Here is a 19548-nt window from a genome sequence, read left to right on the forward strand (position 1 = left end):
GCATAGAATGGGTCATCACGCCGCCACCGACAGCACCGTCACCACCTGGACGTGGTACAAAGACGAATGGCATGAAGGCAACCCCAACATCATGGGCCCGCAAACCCACGGTGTCTGGATGGCCTCGACCGTCTTTGATGGTGCACGCCGCATGAATGGCAAGATGCCCGATCTTTATCCCCATTGTGCGCGTGTGTTGCGATCGGCTGAATTGATGGGCCTGAAACCGGCCATCACCACTGATGAAATCGTGGCACTGGTCAAAGAAGGTGTCACCAAATTCGATCCTGAACTCGCCCTTTATATCAAACCGATTGTTTATGGCGGCGAAGGCTTCCTTGCCCCCGTTCCCGAAAGTGCCCAGTTCGTTTTATGCATTTCAATTACTGAAATGCCCGCAGCCGTTCAGACCGGGTTTAGTGCGCGAAAATCAAGTTTCCGCCGCCCGTCGCCCGAAAGTGCCCCGACAGAGGCCAAGGCAGCCTGCCTGTATCCCAATGTCGGCCGTGCCGTGACCGAGGCGACCAGTTCCGGCTTTGATACCGGCGTGATGCTCGATCCGATTGGCAATGTCGCCGAGTTTTCCTATGCCAATCTGTTCTTTGCCAAGGGCGGCAAAGTCTATACCCCGGCGATCAATGGTACGTTCCTCAACGGCCTGACCCGGCAGCGCGTCATCACCCTTCTGCGCGAAGATGGTATGGAAGTGGTCGAGAAAACCTGCAAATACGAAGAACTTGAAACCGCCGATGAAATCTTTGGCACGGGCAATTATTACAAGGTCGCCCCTTGCGTCAAACTTGATGAGCGTAACCTTCAACCCGGCCCGATCACGCGGCGCGCGCAAGAGCTGTATATGGCGTTTACCGCCGCCAGCACCGACTGACCCCATCGTATACATCCAACTCCAAAACGGGCCGGAAATTCCGGCCCGTTTTGGATCATAGTTTCAGTCTACCACATGTCAGGTCCTCTTGTTTTGAGACCCTTTGTCTTTTGACATGGCGTCATCCCAAGCAGATTGGATCAGATGACCGGCTTTTTCCCCGTGATATGCAAAAGACCGCTCTTGCTGTGAAAACTTCTCATCGCGAGAGGCCGACAGCCAGTTAAACGATCCCTCAATCAGGGTCTTACTGTCCACAGCCAAGGTTTTGTTGTGAATACGCGATTTCTTCGTAATCGTTGCACCGGTTGCTTCCAGTGCGGTAACAGCATCACGAGCCCGCGTTCCAGACGTCACAATATTTTCTGCACAGGTCACGATGTTGATATCGACGTTTCGTGACATTGCCGCTTTCACCAGACTGATGATGTTATCTTTATTTACGGCATTGATCGACAGGAACGGAGACACAAGCAAAAGCCTTTCTGTAGCATCATTAAATGCCTTAACCAGAGCTTCTCGGTGACCCTCAAGTGTCGATATGTGCTGCACTTCGGTCTGTGCAATCGTTAGAAGTTTTTGCGGGGCAAGCACATCGCCGATTTCATTGCTTTCTTTCGAAAACATAAGATCCGCAAGCTGGCCCGAATGGCTTTTCCCCGGACGGAAAATATGCATGTCGCCAAAAACAAGGAAACTGTCTTTGGCCCGACTGACTGCGACATTGAGCATAGAATGCTCGTTATCAAAGAAATACTTTGGATCATTGGTCCGGTCATAGACCGATGAAAACAGGACCACCTCCCGCTCTGAACCTTGAAGGCTATGTACTGTACCAACGGTTATCGCATTTTTCTTACCCGGCTTCGCATTCAGATTAACGTTTTCAAGTTCAGTGATAATCAGGTTGGCCTGACGACGGAATGGCGTGACAACGGCCATGATTTCATCAATCGGTTTTGAATACCGTTTTTCCAACCTCTGGCGGTTGCGCAAAATCCAGTCTGCAATGGCCCGTGCTTCACCGGAGTTTACCCAGCTCCCCGAAATTCGGGCGGCTTCACCATCAATATGGGCGTAGCCTATTGGCGGTAAAGCTCCCTCGTCCGTTGGCGCAGGCCCCCGCATGGGTTTTAGCCGACCTTGGTAAAACTTGTTACAATAAGCGATAACCTCATTATAACATCTGCGATGCTCGGACAAAAACAGCCCCGGCACATCATCAAGCGTATGGCTTGTAAGGCTCTGAGCCATTTTCATGATGTTCCCGGTTGTCGAAACATATCCCTTTTCACTAAGGTCATCTGAGAAATCATCCAGTCCCGCCTTATGCAAATTGCCATGATCAACATGCTTGTTAAGCGTAATGACCGGGGGAATTTGCAATGTATCTCCAACAACAGCGGCACGTTTGGCCAGATAGAAGCACGGAGCCCCGAGTTCAGGAGACACCTGTCCTGCTTCGTCGACGACCAACAGATCAAAGAACCCGCGCAGGGGACGTTCGGCCCTTTGCGGCGTCTCATTAGTATTTGAAGGCACCTTCCCATAATGCCGGAAAACAGCAGAAGCTTTATGGAACGTTGCAACGAAGCAAGGTGTAAGCATCGCATATCGTTCAAACCGTTCCTTGATGTGCTTCTCCCCCTGACGCTTACGGTCTTCAGGTGTCAGCTTCTCAGCAGCAGATAACCATCGATTTTCCCAATACCGTAATGACAGGAAGAACAGGCGCCGACGAAGCAACGTGTCGAGTTCATCAAGCAACGTCTTTGGGTCACCACCATATTGATTTTTCAGGCCATCGACCGTGAGTTTCGATAAACCGGCGGTTACTGTCATTTCATTGAAACTATTGATGGATGATGCAACCAAAGACCATTTTTCTTCCCAGTTTTTTGCTGCATTTTCTGCGATCTGAAAACTGGTGATCGCGTCCTTCTGATTGATTTCAGCCTGTCGCAAATTCTCACTGATCTCTTGAGGGATCGATGCTGCGCTCGCTTTACGCACAATGTCTGCACATACCGTATCGACATCTTCGAGTGATGCTGAGCGGTCGTGCAATCGATTGCCTTCTTTGTGAAAACCCGCTGTTTCAATAGCTTCGATTGCACGGTTTATTTTACGCCGTCGAATATCGGGCATAAAGCCAAGCAGGAGTTCGATCAGGTTTGCTGCATTTAACTGGGACTGCACACGACGTCTAAGTGAGCGCGCCTGCTGCGTTGAACGATCAATGCCCTGTTGGGCTTTGGCTACATCTTTTTTTACACTGTCAAATTGCTCATTCGCACTTAAAACCTGTTGTTTCCGCGTTTCAATCCACCCGGAAAAGTTATCCTGTCCGGATGACTTAAGCGCGTTGAGTCCATCCGCAAGGCTGAACACATCATCAATCACAGCTTCAAAACTTTGGTTCAGGTTCTTGAGTTGGGCATGAAGATTCTGGCCAACTTGTTCAAAATCAAGGGTATCATTACCAAAATACAGTTTGGCCTTTTCGAGAAAGACTTGTTTTGCACTCTCGACAAATTCGCTGTTTTCGATCTGGTCCGGAAAACTGTAGGCCGGCACCCCAGCAAAAAGGTATTTTCCATTATCATTGCGTTTTCGCGCATCCGATGACGCAAAATACAAACCCAAAGAGCTTGCTTCTGGAATCCACCTTTCAGACAGAATATCGTCGGGGATCGGTGTTGCCGCCTTGGTCAGACTGTCTATAAGATTGGTAACAGCCTGATTGTTGGTCGAACATGCAAGCATCGTGAACGGGGTTTCACCGGCCAGTGCAGCTTTGACAACACCTGATGCAAGAATACTTTGTACGAGCGTAGTTTTCCCTGTGCCGGGTGGTCCGTTAACAGCAACAATATCACCGACATTGCTTTCGACAACACAGGTCAAAGCCTGTCGCTGACTACTTGCCAATGTATGTTCGCCAATATGCCCCAAATGTGCCTTGGCATGTTCCGCTGACACAAATACTGGCGCGGCACGACAGGGCACATCACCTTGATCAATAATTCTGTGTAAAGCAGTATCTTTCTCGGCACTACTTTCAAGCTCATAATCGCGAAGCTTGTCACAAAGCTCAATCAAGCTTTTGCCAGCCGGTTTTTGTTCTGAAAACAGCGTAATACGACCAACTGCAATAGCGTGATCGTCAAACTCTGGCTGGAGCAGATCTTTTGACGTTACCGTTTTCCAGAAATCAGCCGCATATTCGAACGTATCTCGCCAGCTTGCTGTTTCAGATGGCTTATGTGTCTCAAGATAACGGTCAACATCGTCAACTGTACCAACCACGAATGAGCGTGTTGCTACCGGTGTAAGACTTGCGCGTTCAATCCATGGTAAACATTCAGGATTCGAGAAAAGATGACCTTCTTCATTGACCTTCCCGACAATCCAGACCGCCGCCGCTTCATTCTGGGAACTTCTCTTACGAACCTGGGTATGTTCCAGCCGTTCCAGTAACACAAATGGTGTAATTGCTACCGGTGCAGACGTAACGTTTTCGACATCAGCATCTTTATCTCGGCGCCGTATTTCTTTTCTATGTTCATCAACAAGCTTAGCCGCGATGCTTGAGGGAATGTGCCCTTGAGAGAGGTATGCATTGTCTAGTTCAAAAACAGTTTCCCCACTTATGGATGGAGACATACGCTGTGTATCAGCAATGGAGTGGCGCCAGTAATCAATCAGTAGCTTGTTCATTACATCTGTCTTGCTGTGAAAACCTCTATGCATTCGGTTTAGCGAGGCCTAATGCATCATAGCAAGTTAAAATTGTATTTTTATTGACTTATCCACCGACAGGTTCAGCTCCAAATGAAAAACGGGCCGGAAATTCCGACCCGTTTTTGGTTTCGGCATCTGTAAAAAGACTACTGTGCCAATGGCACCGGCGCACTGCTGCCCGCGACATAGGGATATTTGGCAAAGATCGACGCCACCGCGGTGCGCATGCTTTCATTGGGTGCTTCGCGCACTGAACTTGTAACCCGTCCAACTGCGGTTCCTTCCCAGATCATCTGGTTTGACTGGCGATCAACGAAATCAACACTCAGCGTGCCTTCGGTATAGGTGCTGGTGGTGCCCGGTTCGACATAGCCCGGCCAGCCGACATACATCCCGCCGCGATATCCGTAATACCCGCCCATATAGACCGGGGGCGAGGTTTGGGTTTTTTCTTCGGTTTTCAGATGAAAGTTCACAAGGAAATCGGGATTGTGGATATCAACCCGATAGCCGCGTGCTTCAAGTGCGGTACTGATCGCATCTTCGATACGCTGGCCTGACAGGGTTGTGTATTTTTCCTCAGCTTCCTTGCCCGCCGCTTCAAAGAAGGCAAAGGTTTGATAACGACCGAAATCGGCTGCCGGGTCCGCATCGGTGTAGACGCGCGGCCCGCTCGCACAGGCCGCCAGCATCCCGACGAGAATGCCCGCAATGGCGGTTTTAATGATCTGCATGGTGTCGGTCCCTTTGCTTCAACCAGAAACTGTCTTTGTTTATATGACGTTCGGCAGACACAATACCATCAACAGAAATTGGTTTCATAATGGCAATTTAAGGGTGTAGCCGTTAATCCAGCCGATTGGATGCCAATGCCTTCATAAAACCGACCCCGACCAGCCCGGCAATATGGCACCCCGGTTTGCACTCGGCCTGACGTGCCACCAGCTTGCCAAAATCACGGACAAAGCCGGTTCGCGGATAGTCACGCAGGATTTTACCCCGCACATCGGGATGAACATTCATCATCTGCATCCCCACCACATCGACCCCGGCCTCAAGATGCAACAGCAATCCTTCTGCATCGCGCGGCCCAGTATGGCAAACGGCGGAATGCAGCGCCATGGCCTCATGAATGATGTCGGCCTTATCGCGGTCATACCCCTGATCACCAAGCCAGCGATGCGCGCACCCGGCGGCCTCCACCTCGAACGATCCAGGGCCGTCGCATTCAGGTGATACTAGCGAAATGTCATGAAGGATCGACGCAATATATAACATTTCGCGGTCAAACCGCACATTATGATAATCGGCCAATGCGACGCCAAAGGCAAAGCTGCGCAATCCATGATACTGCACAAAATCGGGCTGGAGTGATGCCGCCCACGCGGTTGCCTCACGGGCAATCGGACTGTCGGGAACGCCAAGGTGATCTTGCACAGCCCGGTCCGGCAGCCCAACCCCGACAGATTGGCGGATGCGATAAAACTTGTCGCGGATCCCCAAAAGCGCAAACCGCATAATCAGAGCGGCTTTTGAATCGCGCGCAAGCTCTGTGGTTAAAATACGGCTCATCGTCTGGCCCCCGCCATCAATTGCTGTGCGGTTTGGCGAAGATCGTTAATTTCAGCATCAAGAATGGCGCGATCATTGTATGAATGGGCCAACACAATCGCCCCTTGCCAGCGCAAAACAATCCGCCGTGCTTCATCTTGTGCCGATGCCCCGGCCACGCCGGCAGCAATGAACTGATCTGCCACCCAGTCGATCAGAGTGGTAAAGATCGCCTGCCCGATTGTGCGTGTAGCGTCAAACCCCGCATCAACCGGGATATCAAGCATCAATTTAGCCACCGGACAGCCATAGCTTACCCGGCGCGGCGTCATCGCATCGAGATAATCAAAAAACACCGACACCCGTTTTTCAATCGTGCCATTCGGCGCAATGGTCGCCAAAAGCGGGGTAAATTCCGCTTCCATGGTTTCCATCGCCGCCTGTGCGAGATCATGTTTTTTGGGGAACCTGTAAAACACGCCACCGGCTGGCAATCCGGCCTCCTTGGCGACGGTTTGAATGGTGGCGGCATGATATCCATCGCGCCAGATCACATTCATTGCCGCACGCGCCAGCTTCTGACGTTTTTCTTCAGAACTGAATTTGACTGCCATATCACCATCATCCAAAACAAGTAAGTTAACTAACTTAATATTGGATTGATAAAAAAACTGTCAACGTGCCGCTTGCTATTTCCCGCGCCCCTCCCCGAACGCTGCCCTTAAAAAATGCCGCCAGATCAATCGGGCGGCATGTGAAGGGTCAACGGTTCAGGCCAGATCGCAACAATAAACCAAGATTTCGGGGGTTTTCGCCAACCCGACGCCAGGCATATGCCCACCAGTCATGACCAAATGGCGCATACAGGCGTAACCGATATCCGGCATTGCGCAATTCGCGCTGCATCGGCTGGTTCACGCCATAAAGCATTTCAAATTCAAACGCATCGCGCGACCATCCGTTTTGATCCGCCAGCGCACCAATTTTGATCGCAAGGTCGCGATGATGAGTGCCAAAGACCGGAAAGAACCCTGATTTCCGCGCATCATCGGACAACATCTTTCCCGCAAGCATCAGATAATTGGCATCGATGTCGGGACGCTTGGTAAAGGCCACTGTGTCTGGCGGCGCCATGGCCCCTTTGACCAGACGCACCATCGCCCCGCGCCGGATCATCGCATCAAGATCATCCTCGGTTCGATACAGGCGCGCCTGTAATGTCTGCGCTACCGGCACCCCGGCATCATCAAGCCGGTTATGCAATGCCAGCGTCTCGTCGATCATGTCGAAATCTTCCATATCGATCATTAATCGAATGGTCCGCGCCGTTTGCTTTTCACTCTGTACTGGCCCAAGGCCACGGATCAGATCGGCAATGGCATCAACATTGCGGTCCAGAATATCGCGGCCCTGCATATAGCCCAGCTGGGACGGATCAATTGATATATGCACATCCCCGCCAGCCTGATTAAGGGCCGGGACAAGGTCGCGCAATTGCGCAGTGGTTTCCGTTACCTGCGCGATGTCAGTGACATATTCGCCAAGGTAGAAGCTTGATATGCTAACCCCTTCGCCCCCAAGCCGGGTGGCGCGCGCAACATGCCCTTTGATATCGGCGGCACTGACAAACTGTTCTGCCAAACCGGTTTTTCGCCCAACGGCCTCGCCCGCACGGCGCAGCGATGTGTTACAGGCAACTGCAATCATGCATTTCTGCCAGATCCCCATGTATGTCTCCTTTCTGATGGCGCTGATCAACGTAACACGGCCTCAAATGATCAATATTGAATGATATGCGCCACAGGCCCAACAAATTTGGACGATCTACTGTCGAAATTGAACCTGACGTGATTGCCGTGTATCACAGTCATATTCAACGAGCCCCCGAAACAACAAAGAACCGGAGCATTGGTGGAAAACCGTCAATTCACACTTGCAGACATCCGAAATGCCATCTCGGCCGGTGTCATAAGCGAAGAGTCTTTCGTAAAGCTTGAAAGCTTCCTGACCGCCCAATCGCATCAAGCAGCCGAAACAGAGAAATTCACGCTGTTTCGCGGCATGAATGATATCTTCATTGCCCTTGGTGTCGTCGCCCTAAGTGTTGGCTGGTTCATTCTATGGGGCATGCTGATCGCAAGCCCGGCTTTCTGGGTCGCACCATTACTTGCCATTGCAGCCTATGTCGCGCTGGCAGAATATATTGCCGGAAAGCTCAAGGCATCCCTGCCTTCCATTGCGATCATGGTATCGCTTGGCGTGACCATCATGCTTTATGCGGTTGCGCTTTATATGTCATTTGCCGTGCAGTCAGATGCGGCATCGTCCCTTGAAGAGATCGCTGAATTTGGCAAACGATCGGTCAATGTGCTGGTGGTGGTTTCCCTGATCGGATTTGCGTTTCAGGTCGGATTTTTCCTGCGTTATCGGCTGCCGGTATCCTTTGCCCTGATTGCAGCCGGGATTCTTGGCGTGATGTGGTCCGGCTTGACCGCGTTGATCGGCCCGGACATTGCCAATTATCAACATGCCCTGATCACGGTGACCGGGCTTTTGGTACTCGGCCTTGGTGTCTATATCGACAGCCGCGATCCTGATCGTATCAATGGCTGGGCGGAATGCGCGTTCTGGCTTTATGTCATGGGTGCGCCAATGACCATCCATTCGGTTGCCATCGCCTTTGAGGCATCGGCATGGGTCATGGTGCCGGTCATTATCATTGCCATGCTATTTTCACTGGTGGTTGACCGCCGGTCCCCGATCATCAGTGCGCTGATTTATGTTGGCTATTTGCTGCAATCGGGTTTCGAAGGCGTTGCCATTGACCCATCCGTCACAGTTGTTCTGGTCTGCTTTATCATTGGCGGGCTGGTCATGGCCTTTGGCGTTGGCTGGCAAAAAGCCCGCCATGTGATCCTGAGCCCGTTCGAGGATCATGCATGGCGGCGTTATCTGCCGCCAAGTTAACGCTGCACACACTCAAACACAAAGGCCCGCATCATCACGATGCGGGCCTTTGTCATTTCAGATCAGCAAACCGTAATCAGGCGCTAAGGTCTTCACCGGCAAGTGCGCGGTCAATCAAGGCAACGCTTTCATCAAGGCCATACAGGGCGATGAAGGAGCCCATACGCGGCCCCTGTTCCTGCCCCAGCAGGATTTCATAAAGCGTTTTGAACCAGTCACGCAGGTTTTCGTAATTGTGGTTTTTGCCCACGGTGAAAACTTCGGTCTGGATGTCGGATGGCTCCGTACCCTGTTCGATTTTTGACAGTGCGTCGCGCAGGTCTTTCAGGGCTGCCTGTTCGGCCTCGGTCGCAGCGCGGTATTTTTTCGACGGTTTGACGAAGTCGCTGTAATAATTGATCGCATAGCCAACCAGCTTATCCAGATACGGTGAGGTTTCCGGGGTTGCGCCCGTGGCATAGCGTGAAATGAACTTCCACAGAAGATCGCGATCATCGGTATTGCAAACCGACACCAGATTCAAAAGAATGCCGAAGGACAGCGGAATTTCGCGGTCCGGTGCAGTTCCGGCATGAATATGCCAAGCCGGGTTCTGCAAAATCTTGGTCGGATCGGTTTCGGTTTTAAGCTTTTCGGCAAAGGTCAGATATTCATCCACGGTTTTCGGGATGACATCGAAATACAGACGTTTGGCGGTTTTTGGCTTCTGGAACATAAACAGCGACAGGCTGTCTTCTGGCGCATATTTCAGCCAGTCTTCCATCGAAATGCCATTGCCCTTGGATTTCGAGATTTTCTGCGCGTTTTCATCCAAAAACAGCTCATAGTTAAAGCCTTCTGGCGGAGTGCCGCCCAATGCCTTGACGATCTTGTTGCCCAGTTCAACCGACGGAATAAGGTCCTTACCGGCCATTTCGTAATCAACGCCCAGCGCATACCAGCGCATCGCCCAATCGGGTTTCCACTGCAGTTTGCAATTGCCACCGGTGACCGGGGTTTCAACCAGTTTCCCGGTTTCTGGATGTTCATAGACAATGGTGCCGGCTTCGACATTAAGCTCGGTCACCTTGGCCATCAGGACTTTATTGGTTCCCGGTTCGACCGGCATGAACGGGCTATAGGTCGCGCGGCGTTCTTCGCCCAATGTTGGCAGCATGATTTTCTGGATCGCGTCATAGCGTTCCAAAAGACGCAAGAGTGCGTCATCAAACATGCCCGAACGGTAACAGTCGGTCGATGATTTGAATTCATATTCAAAGCCGAACCCGTCCAAAAAGTCGCGCAGGCGGGCATTGTTATGGTGGGCAAAGCTTTCATGCGTGCCGAACGGATCGGGCACAGAAGTCAATGCCTTGCCAAGATGTTCGCCAACCATTTCCTTGTTGGGAATGTTGTCAGGAACCTTCCGCAGGCCATCCATGTCATCGGAAAAGCAGAAAAGCTTGGTCGGGATATCGCACATGGTTTCGAACGCACGACGGACATAGGTCGTGCGTGCGACTTCGCCAAAGGTACCGATATGTGGCAGACCCGACGGACCATAACCGGTTTCAAAAAGGACATAGCCCTTTTCAGGCGCCTTCTGTTTATACCGCTTGACCAGCTTGCTGGCTTCCTGAAAAGCCCAGACGTTGCTGTTAAGTGCGGCATCTCGAAGATCGGCTGTCATTTTTGAAACCTTGTTTGTCAGTTGGATCGTTAAATTATCTGGAGAACGTCAAAGCACGTCATCACCCGGACGACGCGCGTGCGAAGCTATACCCCACTCTGGCGCAAGATCAAGCTTCTGTTGCGCATGGCTGCCAAATAATCACGACATCTCATGATCAGATTTCACAATTTCGTCTTCCCGGTTTGCGCTGAAATCCGTGGTAATAACAGACAATCACGAAAGAACAGAGTGCGGTGCGAAACCTCTTGTCTATTTCATTCAACTTATTGAAACTAGAGGCTGCATATCCACATTCTCTATACTGCCCGAAAGCATAGGCTTGATAAGGATGATCTGATGCGCTTCTCCACACTGTCCCTCGGTGCAAAGCTGACACTTGTTAGCGCAGTCGCCATCGCCACCTGCCTGATTGTTGGCATTTTCTTCCAGACACTTAAAACAACTGACACCACCGAAGAACTCACCGTTGGCGAGGCAAGGTCAGTCGCGCTCTATCACGCAGAACAAGCTGGCCACGTCTTGAACGGTGGCATGGCCGTTGCCCAAAACCTTGCCGGGGCGTTTCGCGCCATCCGCGATCAGGGGGGTGTGGATCGTTCGGGCTATAACGAAATTCTTAATCGAACCCTGATCGACAACCCGTCTTTGGCCGGTGCATGGTCGGGGTTTGAACCCAATGCCCTTGATGGCAAGGATGCCGATTACAAGGATGAAGGCGAACCGTTTGGCGACGGTTCCGGGCAATATGTGACCTATTATTACAATTTCGGCGATGGCATTACGCCCTATCATCTGACCGGGCTTGATAACCCGGAAGTCAACGAATATTACACCGCCCCCAAGGCAACCAATCAGCCCTATGTCACTGATGCGATCACTTATGACATTCAGGGGCGCGATGTCGTCCTGACCTCATTTGTCTATCCGGTGCAAGACAAAGCCAAAAAGTTCCTTGGCGTTCTGGGGGTTGATCTTGAACTTAACGCCCTGTCCGAACGGTTTGCCGAACTGACCCCGTTTGGCACCGGCACGGTCAATCTGGTTTCGGCACAAGGAACCTGGGTTGCCCACGAAGACCCCGACATTCGCGGCACCAAACTTGATGCAGGCAATGCCGTTGATGCAGCCATTCTGAATACCATGAAAGGCACCGAACCGCTGCGCATTGATGACGAAACCACAATGCACATGATCGTTCCGGTCGACATCGCAGGCTATCCAAACCGCTGGAGCGTGGTTGTGAATGTCCCGCTTGCCACGGTATTTGCCCCGGCAGACAATCTGCGCAATGTCACCTTGATTGGTGGCGTCATCTTGCTTGTTATCGTGATTTCAGTGGTTCTGTTTTCAACCAACAGCCTTGTATCACGCCCGATGACCCGTGTTGCAGGGGTGATTGATCACTTGCAAAAAGGCGATTTTGCCGTCGCGGTTCCCTATCTTGGCCGTCATGATGAAATTGGCGCCATTGCCAAGGCCCTCGAAGCTTTCAAGGAAGCGTCTTCTGGCATGCAGCAGGCCGAACGCGAAAAGCTGGCGGCCGAACAACGTGCCAGCGAAGAACGCAACCGCACCCGCCTGCAAATGGCGGACGAGTTTGAAAAATCGGTTGGTTCGATTGTGGTCAATGTTTCGGACAGTGCCGGAAACATGGAAGCTGTTTCCCGCCAGATGCGCCGGGCTGCAGATCAAAGCTCCGAACAGGCTGTTGTTGTTGCCGCTGCTGCCGATGAAGCCAGCGCCAATGTGCAAACGGTTGCCTCGGCCACCGAAGAACTGTCTGCCTCCATTCAGGAAATCAGTTCTCAGGTGACAAAATCATCGGATATCTCCAACACCGCCGTTGAAGAAGCATCCCGCGCCAATACCATGGTCACCGGCCTTGCCGAGGCCGCAGACCGTATTGGCGAAGTCGTCAACCTGATCAATGACATTGCCGCCCAGACCAACCTTTTGGCGCTTAACGCCACCATCGAAGCTGCCCGTGCTGGCGAAGCGGGCAAAGGCTTTGCCGTGGTTGCACAAGAAGTCAAAAACCTTGCCAATCAAACCGCCAAGGCAACAGACGACATCGCCCAGCAAATCGGATCAATCCAGTCCGAAACCCAAAACACGGTCGGGGCGATCGAACGGGTGACCGAAACCATTTCAAGCATCAACGAAATCGCAACCGCCATCGCATCGGCCGTCGAACAACAGGGTGCCGCCACCGCCGAGATTTCCGGCAATGTCCAACAGGCCGCCGCAGGCACGAACGAGGTATCTTCTTCTATCGGGATTGTGCGCAATGCATCGCAGGAAACCGGTGAAGCCGCCTCAAACGTTCAGGCCGGGGCAACCCAACTTGCCGAAGAAGCCCGCAACCTTGATACACAGGTCAGAAGCTTCCTTGATCGTTTGCGCAATATCTAGGGCAAACCTAACCCAGACAAATATATTAAAGGCGGCATCGTTCTCGATGCCGCCATTTTGTTGCTACATAGTCCATTCAGTGGTTGAATTGCCAAAGGTGATTGCACCTTGTGCCACTTGCGCCATTCTCAAAGGATCAACCAGATGCTGCCAATTCCTGTCACGATCTGCACCATTGCGATCTTTGCCATCATGTTATGCGGGCTGAGCCTTGCCGTGTCATTCCGGCGGCGTGATTTGAACCTTGCGATCGGGGATGGCGATGACCGTATCCTGCGGCGCCGTATCCGGACCCATGGCAACTTTATTGAAAATGCCCCGCTCTGTGCGCTGGTTGTCCTTGCCGTGGAATCACTTCTGGCGACATCGGGCATGGTTGCCTTGGTCGCGGGGCTTCTTATCGGGGCCCGCATTCTGCACGTTCTGGGAACCTTCCAGCGGATGCGCAAACATCTTGTCGCCCCGGCAATGATCATTCAGCATCTGACCCTGCTGATTACCGCGGTTTGGCTTTTGATCCAGACCTTTGGAAACGTAGTCGCCAGCTTGTCACTATGATCTCACCTGCCTTTCAAAGCGATGATGTCGCCGCAAAATTTGCATCCTACCCCCAACCAGCCCGACAGATGCTATTGACCATTCGGGGCTGGCTGTTTGATTTGGCCGCGCAAAAGGAAGCGGTCGGCACCCTGGTCGAAAGCCTGAAATGGGGGGAACCGGCATGGCGGCCGAAATCGGGTTCGGGCATTACCATCCGGGCCGACTGGAAAGAAAAAACACCCGATCAGGTGATGGTGTTCTTTGATTGCAAGACCGATCTGATTGATCGCACGCGGAGCCTGCTGTCAAACGAGCTTACCTGCGAAGGCAACCGCGCCATCATCTTGCCGCTTACGAAACCGCTTAGCGAAGACGCGCTTAAAACCGCCCTTGGCTGGGCATTAAGCTATCATCATGATCGTAAGGTAAGCGCGGGTTAGGCTTACCAGATCAAAGCTTTTTGGCACCGACTTCAAGTTGCGCACGCAAATCACGCAGATCACGGTTCAACCGTTTTGCCGTTTCAAGATCAAGTCCCGTCGCATCAAGAATACAGGCCGGGATTTCTTCGGCCTTTTGACGCAAAGCTTTGCCATCTGCCGTCAGACTGACACGGACGGATCGTTCATCCTTTGGATCGCGCTTGCGCGCGACAAGACCATGACCCTCAAGCCGTTTGAGAAGCGGCGTTAGGGTGCTTGATTCCAGATACATCTTTTCACCGATGCTGCTGACCGACTGATCATCTTCCTGCCACAAGGCCACCATCACCAGATATTGCGGATAGGTCAGGCCCAGCTTATCTAGCAACGGCTTATAGATGCGGTTAAAGGCATGGCTTGCCGAATAGACCGAAAAGCACAGAAACTTTTCAAGCTCTAGAAAGTCTTCCTTTGTCGCTTCATCCATCGGTCTCATCCTATATCTATATCTGAAATGGCGTGTCTGCTTACCATTAAGCCAGACCCTATCAAATCAGCCCAGACGATCAAACGCCAGTCATCCCTGACGGGCCGCCGAAACAGGCTGGTTAAAATCAAAGCCAATTAATTTACATCGCACGCGATTTAATAACAAGCGACTTTATTGCATGGTTGGCATTCTTATTTTTATATCGCGCGCGATTAATTATTGTGCGATTAATAATCCAACGAAACGACACGCCGCCCGACCGGACGGCCTTTCAAAGGAACAGATCATGACACCGTTTAAAACCAAACTTGCTTCTGCCGCCGTTGCATTGACCACGGTCCTGTCCGCCACCACCGCACTTGCAGACCCCGTTCTGGAACCAACCACCCAGAAATTTATCGACGCCTTGTCTGCATCCGGTGGCCCGGCGATCTACACCCTGACCCCGGCTGCGGCCCGTGACGTTCTGTCTGGCGCACAGTCAGGCAATGTTGCCAAACCTGCCGTTGATATCACCGATACGGTCTTTGCCGTCGGCCCGACCGGCCAAACCAAAGTGCGCATCATCCGCCCACAGGGCAATCAGGATCGCCTGCCGGTGGTTGTTTACTTCCATGGTGCCGGCTGGGTGATGGGCGATACCGGCACGCATGACCGGTTGGTCCGCGAACTTTCGGTGCGCGCCAATGCGGCCTTGGTCTTTGTCGATTATGAACGCTCCCCCGAACAGCGTTACCCGGTCGCTATCGAACAGGATTACGCCGTCACCAAATATGTCGCGGAACATAGCGAACAGCTTAATATAGACCCGACCCGTCTGGCGATTGCCGGTGACAGTGTTGGCGGGAATATGACAGCCGTTGTGTCCCTTCTGGCACAGGAACGCGGCGGACCTGCGATCACGACACAGGTTCTGTTTTATCCGGTAACCGATGCCGATTTCGACAACGGATCCTATACCGAGTTCGCCAATGGCCCATGGTTGACCAAACCCGCCATGGATTGGTTCTGGAACCAGTATCTGCCTGACGGCGTTGATCGGACGGATCCGAAAATCACACCGATCCATGCATCTGTTGATCAGCTTGCCGGGCAGGCACCTGCCCTTGTCATCACCGCAGAAAATGACGTCCTGCGTGACGAAGGCGAAGCCTATGCCCGCAAACTCTCAGAAGCCGGCGTTGATGTCACTGTAACCCGCTACAACGGAACCATTCATGACTTTGTGATGCTTGACGTGCTTGCCGATACACCTGCTGCCAAAGGCGCGATTGCGCAGGCCGGTCAGTATCTTCACACCGCCCTTCACGGCAAATAATCACAAATCCGTCACATAATTTCGGGCAGGTGCGCTTGCGCCTGCCCACCCCCGGCGACATATCTTAGGGTCCAAACTCATTCACATGACCGTCCCGGCAACTGATATAAGAGAAAACACTAGGAAAAGATCGCAGAGCGGGGTGATCCCCGGTCAAGGAATTTGACGCAGAGTTTTCTCTTATATTAGTTGTCCTTCGGATCACCCGTATTTGCACGGGCTACTTTGTCGCAAAACCTTGAAAGATATATATCTTCCTGCAGTTTTGCTTCGCGTATCCGCACAAATACGGGTGACCGGGACGATTATGTGAATGAGTTTGGACCCTAGGATCAATATCCAAAGCAGCCGGGTAATCACCAAGTCCGAACCAATGTTCAAACAAAGGATGAAACCATGTCTGTAGATGTAAAATATACCGCACACGCTTCTGCCACTGGTGGCCGTGATGGCCATGCCAAAACCGACGATGGCAGCATCGATGTCAAACTGACCACGCCAAAAGAACTTGGCGGTGCCGGCGGTGATGGCAACAATCCCGAACAACTTTTCGCCATGGGCTATTCGGCCTGCTTTATCGGCGCAATGAAATTTGTGTCATCCCAGGGAGGCCCGAAAGTCCCGTCTGATGTTTCTGTTGCCGCCGATGTCGGTATCGGCCCACGCAGTGCAGGTGGCTTTGGCCTTGCGGTCACGCTGAATGTTTCGCTTCCGGGTCTGGATAAGGCCGAGGGTGAAAAGCTGGTCGAAGAAGCCCACAAGATTTGCCCTTATTCCAATTCGGTTCGCGGCAATGTCGAAGTCACGACCGTAATCGTCTAGAATACACGCTCCCCCCTGCTGGTCGGCTCCCCCCAAAAATGGCCGACTGGCAAATACAGGCCCGGTGTTACCCCGCACCGGGCCTTTTCTTTATCCCGGTCTTTGTGCCCGCAACAGACACGCCCGTGCAAAAAATCGCCCACCATCAGGCAATTAACTGTTGCCCGACCGGCCCCGGGTGGGGATGATCTGCCGATCATAAAAAACCATCCAATCTCAGGAAACAGCCATGTCAGACCAGCTTACCCTTGTTGTCTATTCCCGCGCCAAACCGGGCATGGAAGAAGAACTGGGCAAACGCCTTTTGGCCCTTGTCGCCCCGTCCCGCGCCGAAGAAGGCTGCATCAGCTATGACATGCACCAGTCAAAAGACGATCCGGCCGTCTGGATGGCCTATGAAAACTGGCGCTCCGAAGAAGATCTGGAACTTCATTTCCAGAAACCCTATTTGCGCGCATTCGCCGATAGCAAAGACGAAATCCTTGCCGAACCCCTTGATGTGCGCAAATTTTCGCTGAAATCTTGATCCTTTGAACAGGGGATTTTGGCCCGAGAAGGTCGAGCCCCCTGCTCAAACTTCCGCACTTGCTGCCGAAAGACGCACCTGCGCCTGATAGACCACGCCATCTATCGCAATCTGAAAGTCCTGATCCGTGCTTTGTTCCTGCGCGTTTTTGTCCGAGATCGACTTCTGATTGATCGTACCCGCACTTTTCACGGCATCTGCATCCATTTGCACAAATTTCTCGATCATCTGGGTGATGCCTGATTGGGCGGATTCCAGAAGGGTGACGGCATCTGCAACCGGGCTGATCTGATCGCTTTTCGGTGGTGTCGTCAGCTTTGCCATCGTTGCATCCACCTTGCCCGCAACCGACAAAAATGTCTGATATTTCGGGTCCAGAAGTTTAAGGTAACTGTCGTCGCGCGACGTTACCGATTTGTATTGCGACCATGCCTGGCTGCTCAGCTGCACAAAAAGACCATCGGCCATGATTTTCTCCTTTTGAATCTGTCAGATATGTTCAGGTAAAATTCAGAAAAAAGACGAACCGATTGATGCCAAGCTGGCTGAAGAAAGGCTGTTTTTCCAAGCCTCTATCGAAATCGGATGCATGAAGTCGTCAAACGCACAGGGAACAAGGCGCGTTTCGCTCAAGGCAAAATTACCGCCCGCCCAAGCAACCTGATTTGCCGTAGCATCAAGTAACCAAGCAGCCCCCACCCCCGCCGCCCCGCCGGCGGCAGCGGCAGTGGGCATATGCCAATGGGTGAACAATTGCGCCCGCACACCTTGCGCGAAGGCAGCGTCATCAATTTCAAGGGTGATTTCGCCATCATACTGCATGGATCGATAGGTCCAGTTACTGGTCCCGACCATCACATATTGATCATCAATGATCGCAAGTTTTGAATGCGGATATGTCCATTTCGTCGGTTCGTTATGGCGATATGTCTTGGGCGCAAACATCACGTCATTGTTCGCCGCAATATCCCAGATATAACGAAGACCAATCTGCGTTGGCACACCTGCTGCGGTATTAAATGTCACGCGATAGGCCGTCGCAGGGTTAAGGGTCGCCATGTTTGCCGGGTTATAGCCCGCCTTGTCGACATGCGCGCCGACAACATTGGCGGCAGGATAGTTGGTGAGCGGCCCTGCGCGACCGCGCCAACTGTCCGCTGCATCAAACGCGTTTAAATCGGCCAAGGCCAATTCAACATAGGTGTAATACATCAAATACGAGAACCCCTCAAAACCATCCATCGTCTTATTTGCCGGATGGTTCACAACCGGGATCACAGTCCCCCCGCCTTGTTTAAAGGCGGCAAGGTCTTCGACAATTGAAGGATCGGTCAGGGCGTAATTTTCAAGATAGACATAGTTCGCAGCCGCACCGATCCTTGCTTGTAAACCTGCACGAATGTCACGTTCTGCCGGAATGGCTTCCGAGTTGGTTGTCATCATCGTGATCGTCAGATTGGCCGGGTCTGGCGCGGCAACACCAATTGTTGCTGCCGGTGCAGGCAGCGTTGTCTGCTTGTTCCAACGGCGCACCCATTCACCTTCAATGTCATCGACAATCTGCCCGGTTACGCGAACCGCCGCATCGTGCCACCAGTTCTCCGGATCATGAATATCTGACGACAAGTACTTGTGCGCCATGTTCATGCCACCGACATAGGCCTCCTTTAACGGCCCGGTCGACAGCACAACAATTTTCTGATGTGTGCTCATGCCAAAGGTCCGCCGACCATATGACTCCATATAGATTTCAATCGGGCGATAGCCGCCAAGAGCATTGTTGCGCCTGTTAACCTCTTGCACCCATGCGCGTGTTTGCCAGCCCGACTTCATTTCAGGGACAAAGTTATTGAGGACCTGTGCACCCGCCCAGGCAATGATTTCAACCCGGATACTCAACCGCGCAATCGCTTCAAGCTTGTCGACCAAAAGCGCCCCGGCACCTCCGCCATACCCCGGAAGAAACGCATCGGGTGCGATCTGCCAAAATGCCATCCGGACAAACCTGTTTGCGCCCGCACCTGCGGCGATGACGCCATCAAGGCTTTGATGAAGACGCGCAAAATAGGCATTCCCGTCCAACAGGAACTGCGCATTACTATTGGCCCGCGTGACCTGCATGTTTTAATCCTCACACGATATAAATCCTGATTGATTGATTGACGTGGGAAACCGGTGTCCGTGAAATTCTAATCACT

Annotated in this window: 17 protein-coding genes; 8 read left to right on the top strand and 9 right to left on the bottom strand. The window is 52.3% G+C overall.

The genetic code is table 11. The annotated features are described in order from the left end of the window. Nucleotides 1–7 precede the first annotated feature (7 nt). A complete protein-coding gene (locus tag ACQ0MK_RS11610; protein WP_430472730.1) occupies nt 8–886 on the top strand; it encodes a branched-chain amino acid aminotransferase in 879 nt (292 codons plus the stop codon). Nucleotides 887–964: 78 nt separating this feature from the next. On the opposite strand, the gene ACQ0MK_RS11615 is transcribed toward ACQ0MK_RS11610, so the two are convergent. The 5 genes from ACQ0MK_RS11615 to ACQ0MK_RS11635 all read right to left on the bottom strand — a co-directional run bounded on the left by ACQ0MK_RS11615 (nt 965) and on the right by ACQ0MK_RS11635 (nt 7909). After that, the gene (locus ACQ0MK_RS11615; protein ID WP_430472731.1) at nt 965–4606 is read right to left on the bottom strand and encodes an AAA domain-containing protein; all 3642 of its coding nucleotides are present in this window, start codon (nt 4604–4606) and stop codon (nt 965–967) included. A gap of 170 nt (nt 4607–4776) precedes the next feature. Continuing rightward, nucleotides 4777–5364 carry a DUF4136 domain-containing protein gene (locus ACQ0MK_RS11620; RefSeq protein ID WP_430472732.1) on the bottom strand — a complete coding sequence of 196 codons (588 nt, stop codon included), beginning with the start codon at nt 5362–5364 and terminating at the stop codon, nt 4777–4779. 112 nt (nt 5365–5476) lie between these two features. After that, entirely contained in the window at nt 5477–6202 is a 726-nt protein-coding gene (locus tag ACQ0MK_RS11625) for a hypothetical protein (protein WP_430472733.1), read from the bottom strand. Continuing rightward, entirely contained in the window at nt 6199–6795 is a 597-nt protein-coding gene (locus ACQ0MK_RS11630; protein ID WP_430472734.1) for a TetR/AcrR family transcriptional regulator, read from the bottom strand. Before ACQ0MK_RS11630 ends, ACQ0MK_RS11625 begins: the two co-directional genes overlap by 4 nt. Nucleotides 6796–6943: 148 nt before the next feature. Continuing rightward, nucleotides 6944–7909, bottom strand: coding sequence for a proline dehydrogenase family protein (locus ACQ0MK_RS11635; protein ID WP_430472735.1), 966 nt, complete (start codon nt 7907–7909; stop codon nt 6944–6946). 183 nt (nt 7910–8092) lie between these two features. On the opposite strand from ACQ0MK_RS11635, the gene ACQ0MK_RS11640 reads away from it, so the two are divergent. Next, entirely contained in the window at nt 8093–9148 is a 1056-nt protein-coding gene (locus ACQ0MK_RS11640; protein ID WP_430472736.1) for a hypothetical protein, read from the top strand. Nucleotides 9149–9224: 76 nt separating this feature from the next. Here ACQ0MK_RS11640 and ACQ0MK_RS11645 read toward each other — a convergent pair whose 3' ends face one another. Continuing rightward, on the bottom strand, nt 9225–10817 hold the full coding sequence (locus ACQ0MK_RS11645; RefSeq protein ID WP_430472737.1) for a lysine--tRNA ligase: 1593 nt from the start codon (nt 10815–10817) through the stop codon (nt 9225–9227). 339 nt (nt 10818–11156) lie between these two features. Here ACQ0MK_RS11645 and ACQ0MK_RS11650 point away from each other — a divergent pair, with 339 nt between their 5' ends. The 3 genes from ACQ0MK_RS11650 to ACQ0MK_RS11660 all read left to right on the top strand — a co-directional run bounded on the left by ACQ0MK_RS11650 (nt 11157) and on the right by ACQ0MK_RS11660 (nt 14212). After that, entirely contained in the window at nt 11157–13232 is a 2076-nt protein-coding gene (locus tag ACQ0MK_RS11650) for a methyl-accepting chemotaxis protein (RefSeq protein ID WP_430472738.1), read from the top strand. A gap of 144 nt (nt 13233–13376) precedes the next feature. Continuing rightward, nucleotides 13377–13790 (top strand): MAPEG family protein, encoded by a 414-nt coding sequence (locus ACQ0MK_RS11655; protein WP_430472739.1) that lies wholly within the window; start codon nt 13377–13379, stop codon nt 13788–13790. Between the two features lie 68 nt (nt 13791–13858). Beyond that, nucleotides 13859–14212, top strand: coding sequence for a DUF1801 domain-containing protein (locus ACQ0MK_RS11660; protein WP_430472740.1), 354 nt, complete (start codon nt 13859–13861; stop codon nt 14210–14212). Between the two features lie 10 nt (nt 14213–14222). Here ACQ0MK_RS11660 and ACQ0MK_RS11665 read toward each other — a convergent pair whose 3' ends face one another. After that, nucleotides 14223–14681: a MarR family winged helix-turn-helix transcriptional regulator gene (locus ACQ0MK_RS11665; RefSeq protein WP_430472741.1), complete on the bottom strand. Its 459-nt coding sequence runs from the start codon at nt 14679–14681 to the stop codon at nt 14223–14225. A gap of 289 nt (nt 14682–14970) precedes the next feature. Between ACQ0MK_RS11665 and ACQ0MK_RS11670 the strand changes: the two genes are divergently transcribed. The 3 genes from ACQ0MK_RS11670 (at nt 14971) to ACQ0MK_RS11680 (ending at nt 17350) form a co-directional block, all read left to right on the top strand. Beyond that, nucleotides 14971–16002 carry an alpha/beta hydrolase gene (locus ACQ0MK_RS11670; protein WP_430472742.1) on the top strand — a complete coding sequence of 344 codons (1032 nt, stop codon included), beginning with the start codon at nt 14971–14973 and terminating at the stop codon, nt 16000–16002. A 396-nt stretch (nt 16003–16398) separates the two neighbouring features. Continuing rightward, nucleotides 16399–16824, top strand: a complete 426-nt coding sequence (locus ACQ0MK_RS11675; RefSeq protein WP_350046497.1) for an organic hydroperoxide resistance protein — start codon at nt 16399–16401, stop codon at nt 16822–16824. 229 nt (nt 16825–17053) lie between these two features. Next, nucleotides 17054–17350 (top strand): putative quinol monooxygenase, encoded by a 297-nt coding sequence (locus ACQ0MK_RS11680; RefSeq protein WP_350160009.1) that lies wholly within the window; start codon nt 17054–17056, stop codon nt 17348–17350. A 45-nt stretch (nt 17351–17395) separates the two neighbouring features. Here ACQ0MK_RS11680 and ACQ0MK_RS11685 read toward each other — a convergent pair whose 3' ends face one another. Further along, nucleotides 17396–17818 (bottom strand): hypothetical protein, encoded by a 423-nt coding sequence (locus ACQ0MK_RS11685; protein ID WP_350160007.1) that lies wholly within the window; start codon nt 17816–17818, stop codon nt 17396–17398. Between the two features lie 42 nt (nt 17819–17860). After that, the gene (locus tag ACQ0MK_RS11690) at nt 17861–19471 is read right to left on the bottom strand and encodes a phospholipase D-like domain-containing protein (protein WP_430472743.1); all 1611 of its coding nucleotides are present in this window, start codon (nt 19469–19471) and stop codon (nt 17861–17863) included. Nucleotides 19472–19548 lie beyond the last annotated feature (77 nt).

Source organism: Thalassospira lucentensis (assembly GCF_050516545.1).
Lineage (GTDB): Bacteria > Pseudomonadota > Alphaproteobacteria > Rhodospirillales > Thalassospiraceae > Thalassospira > Thalassospira lucentensis_C.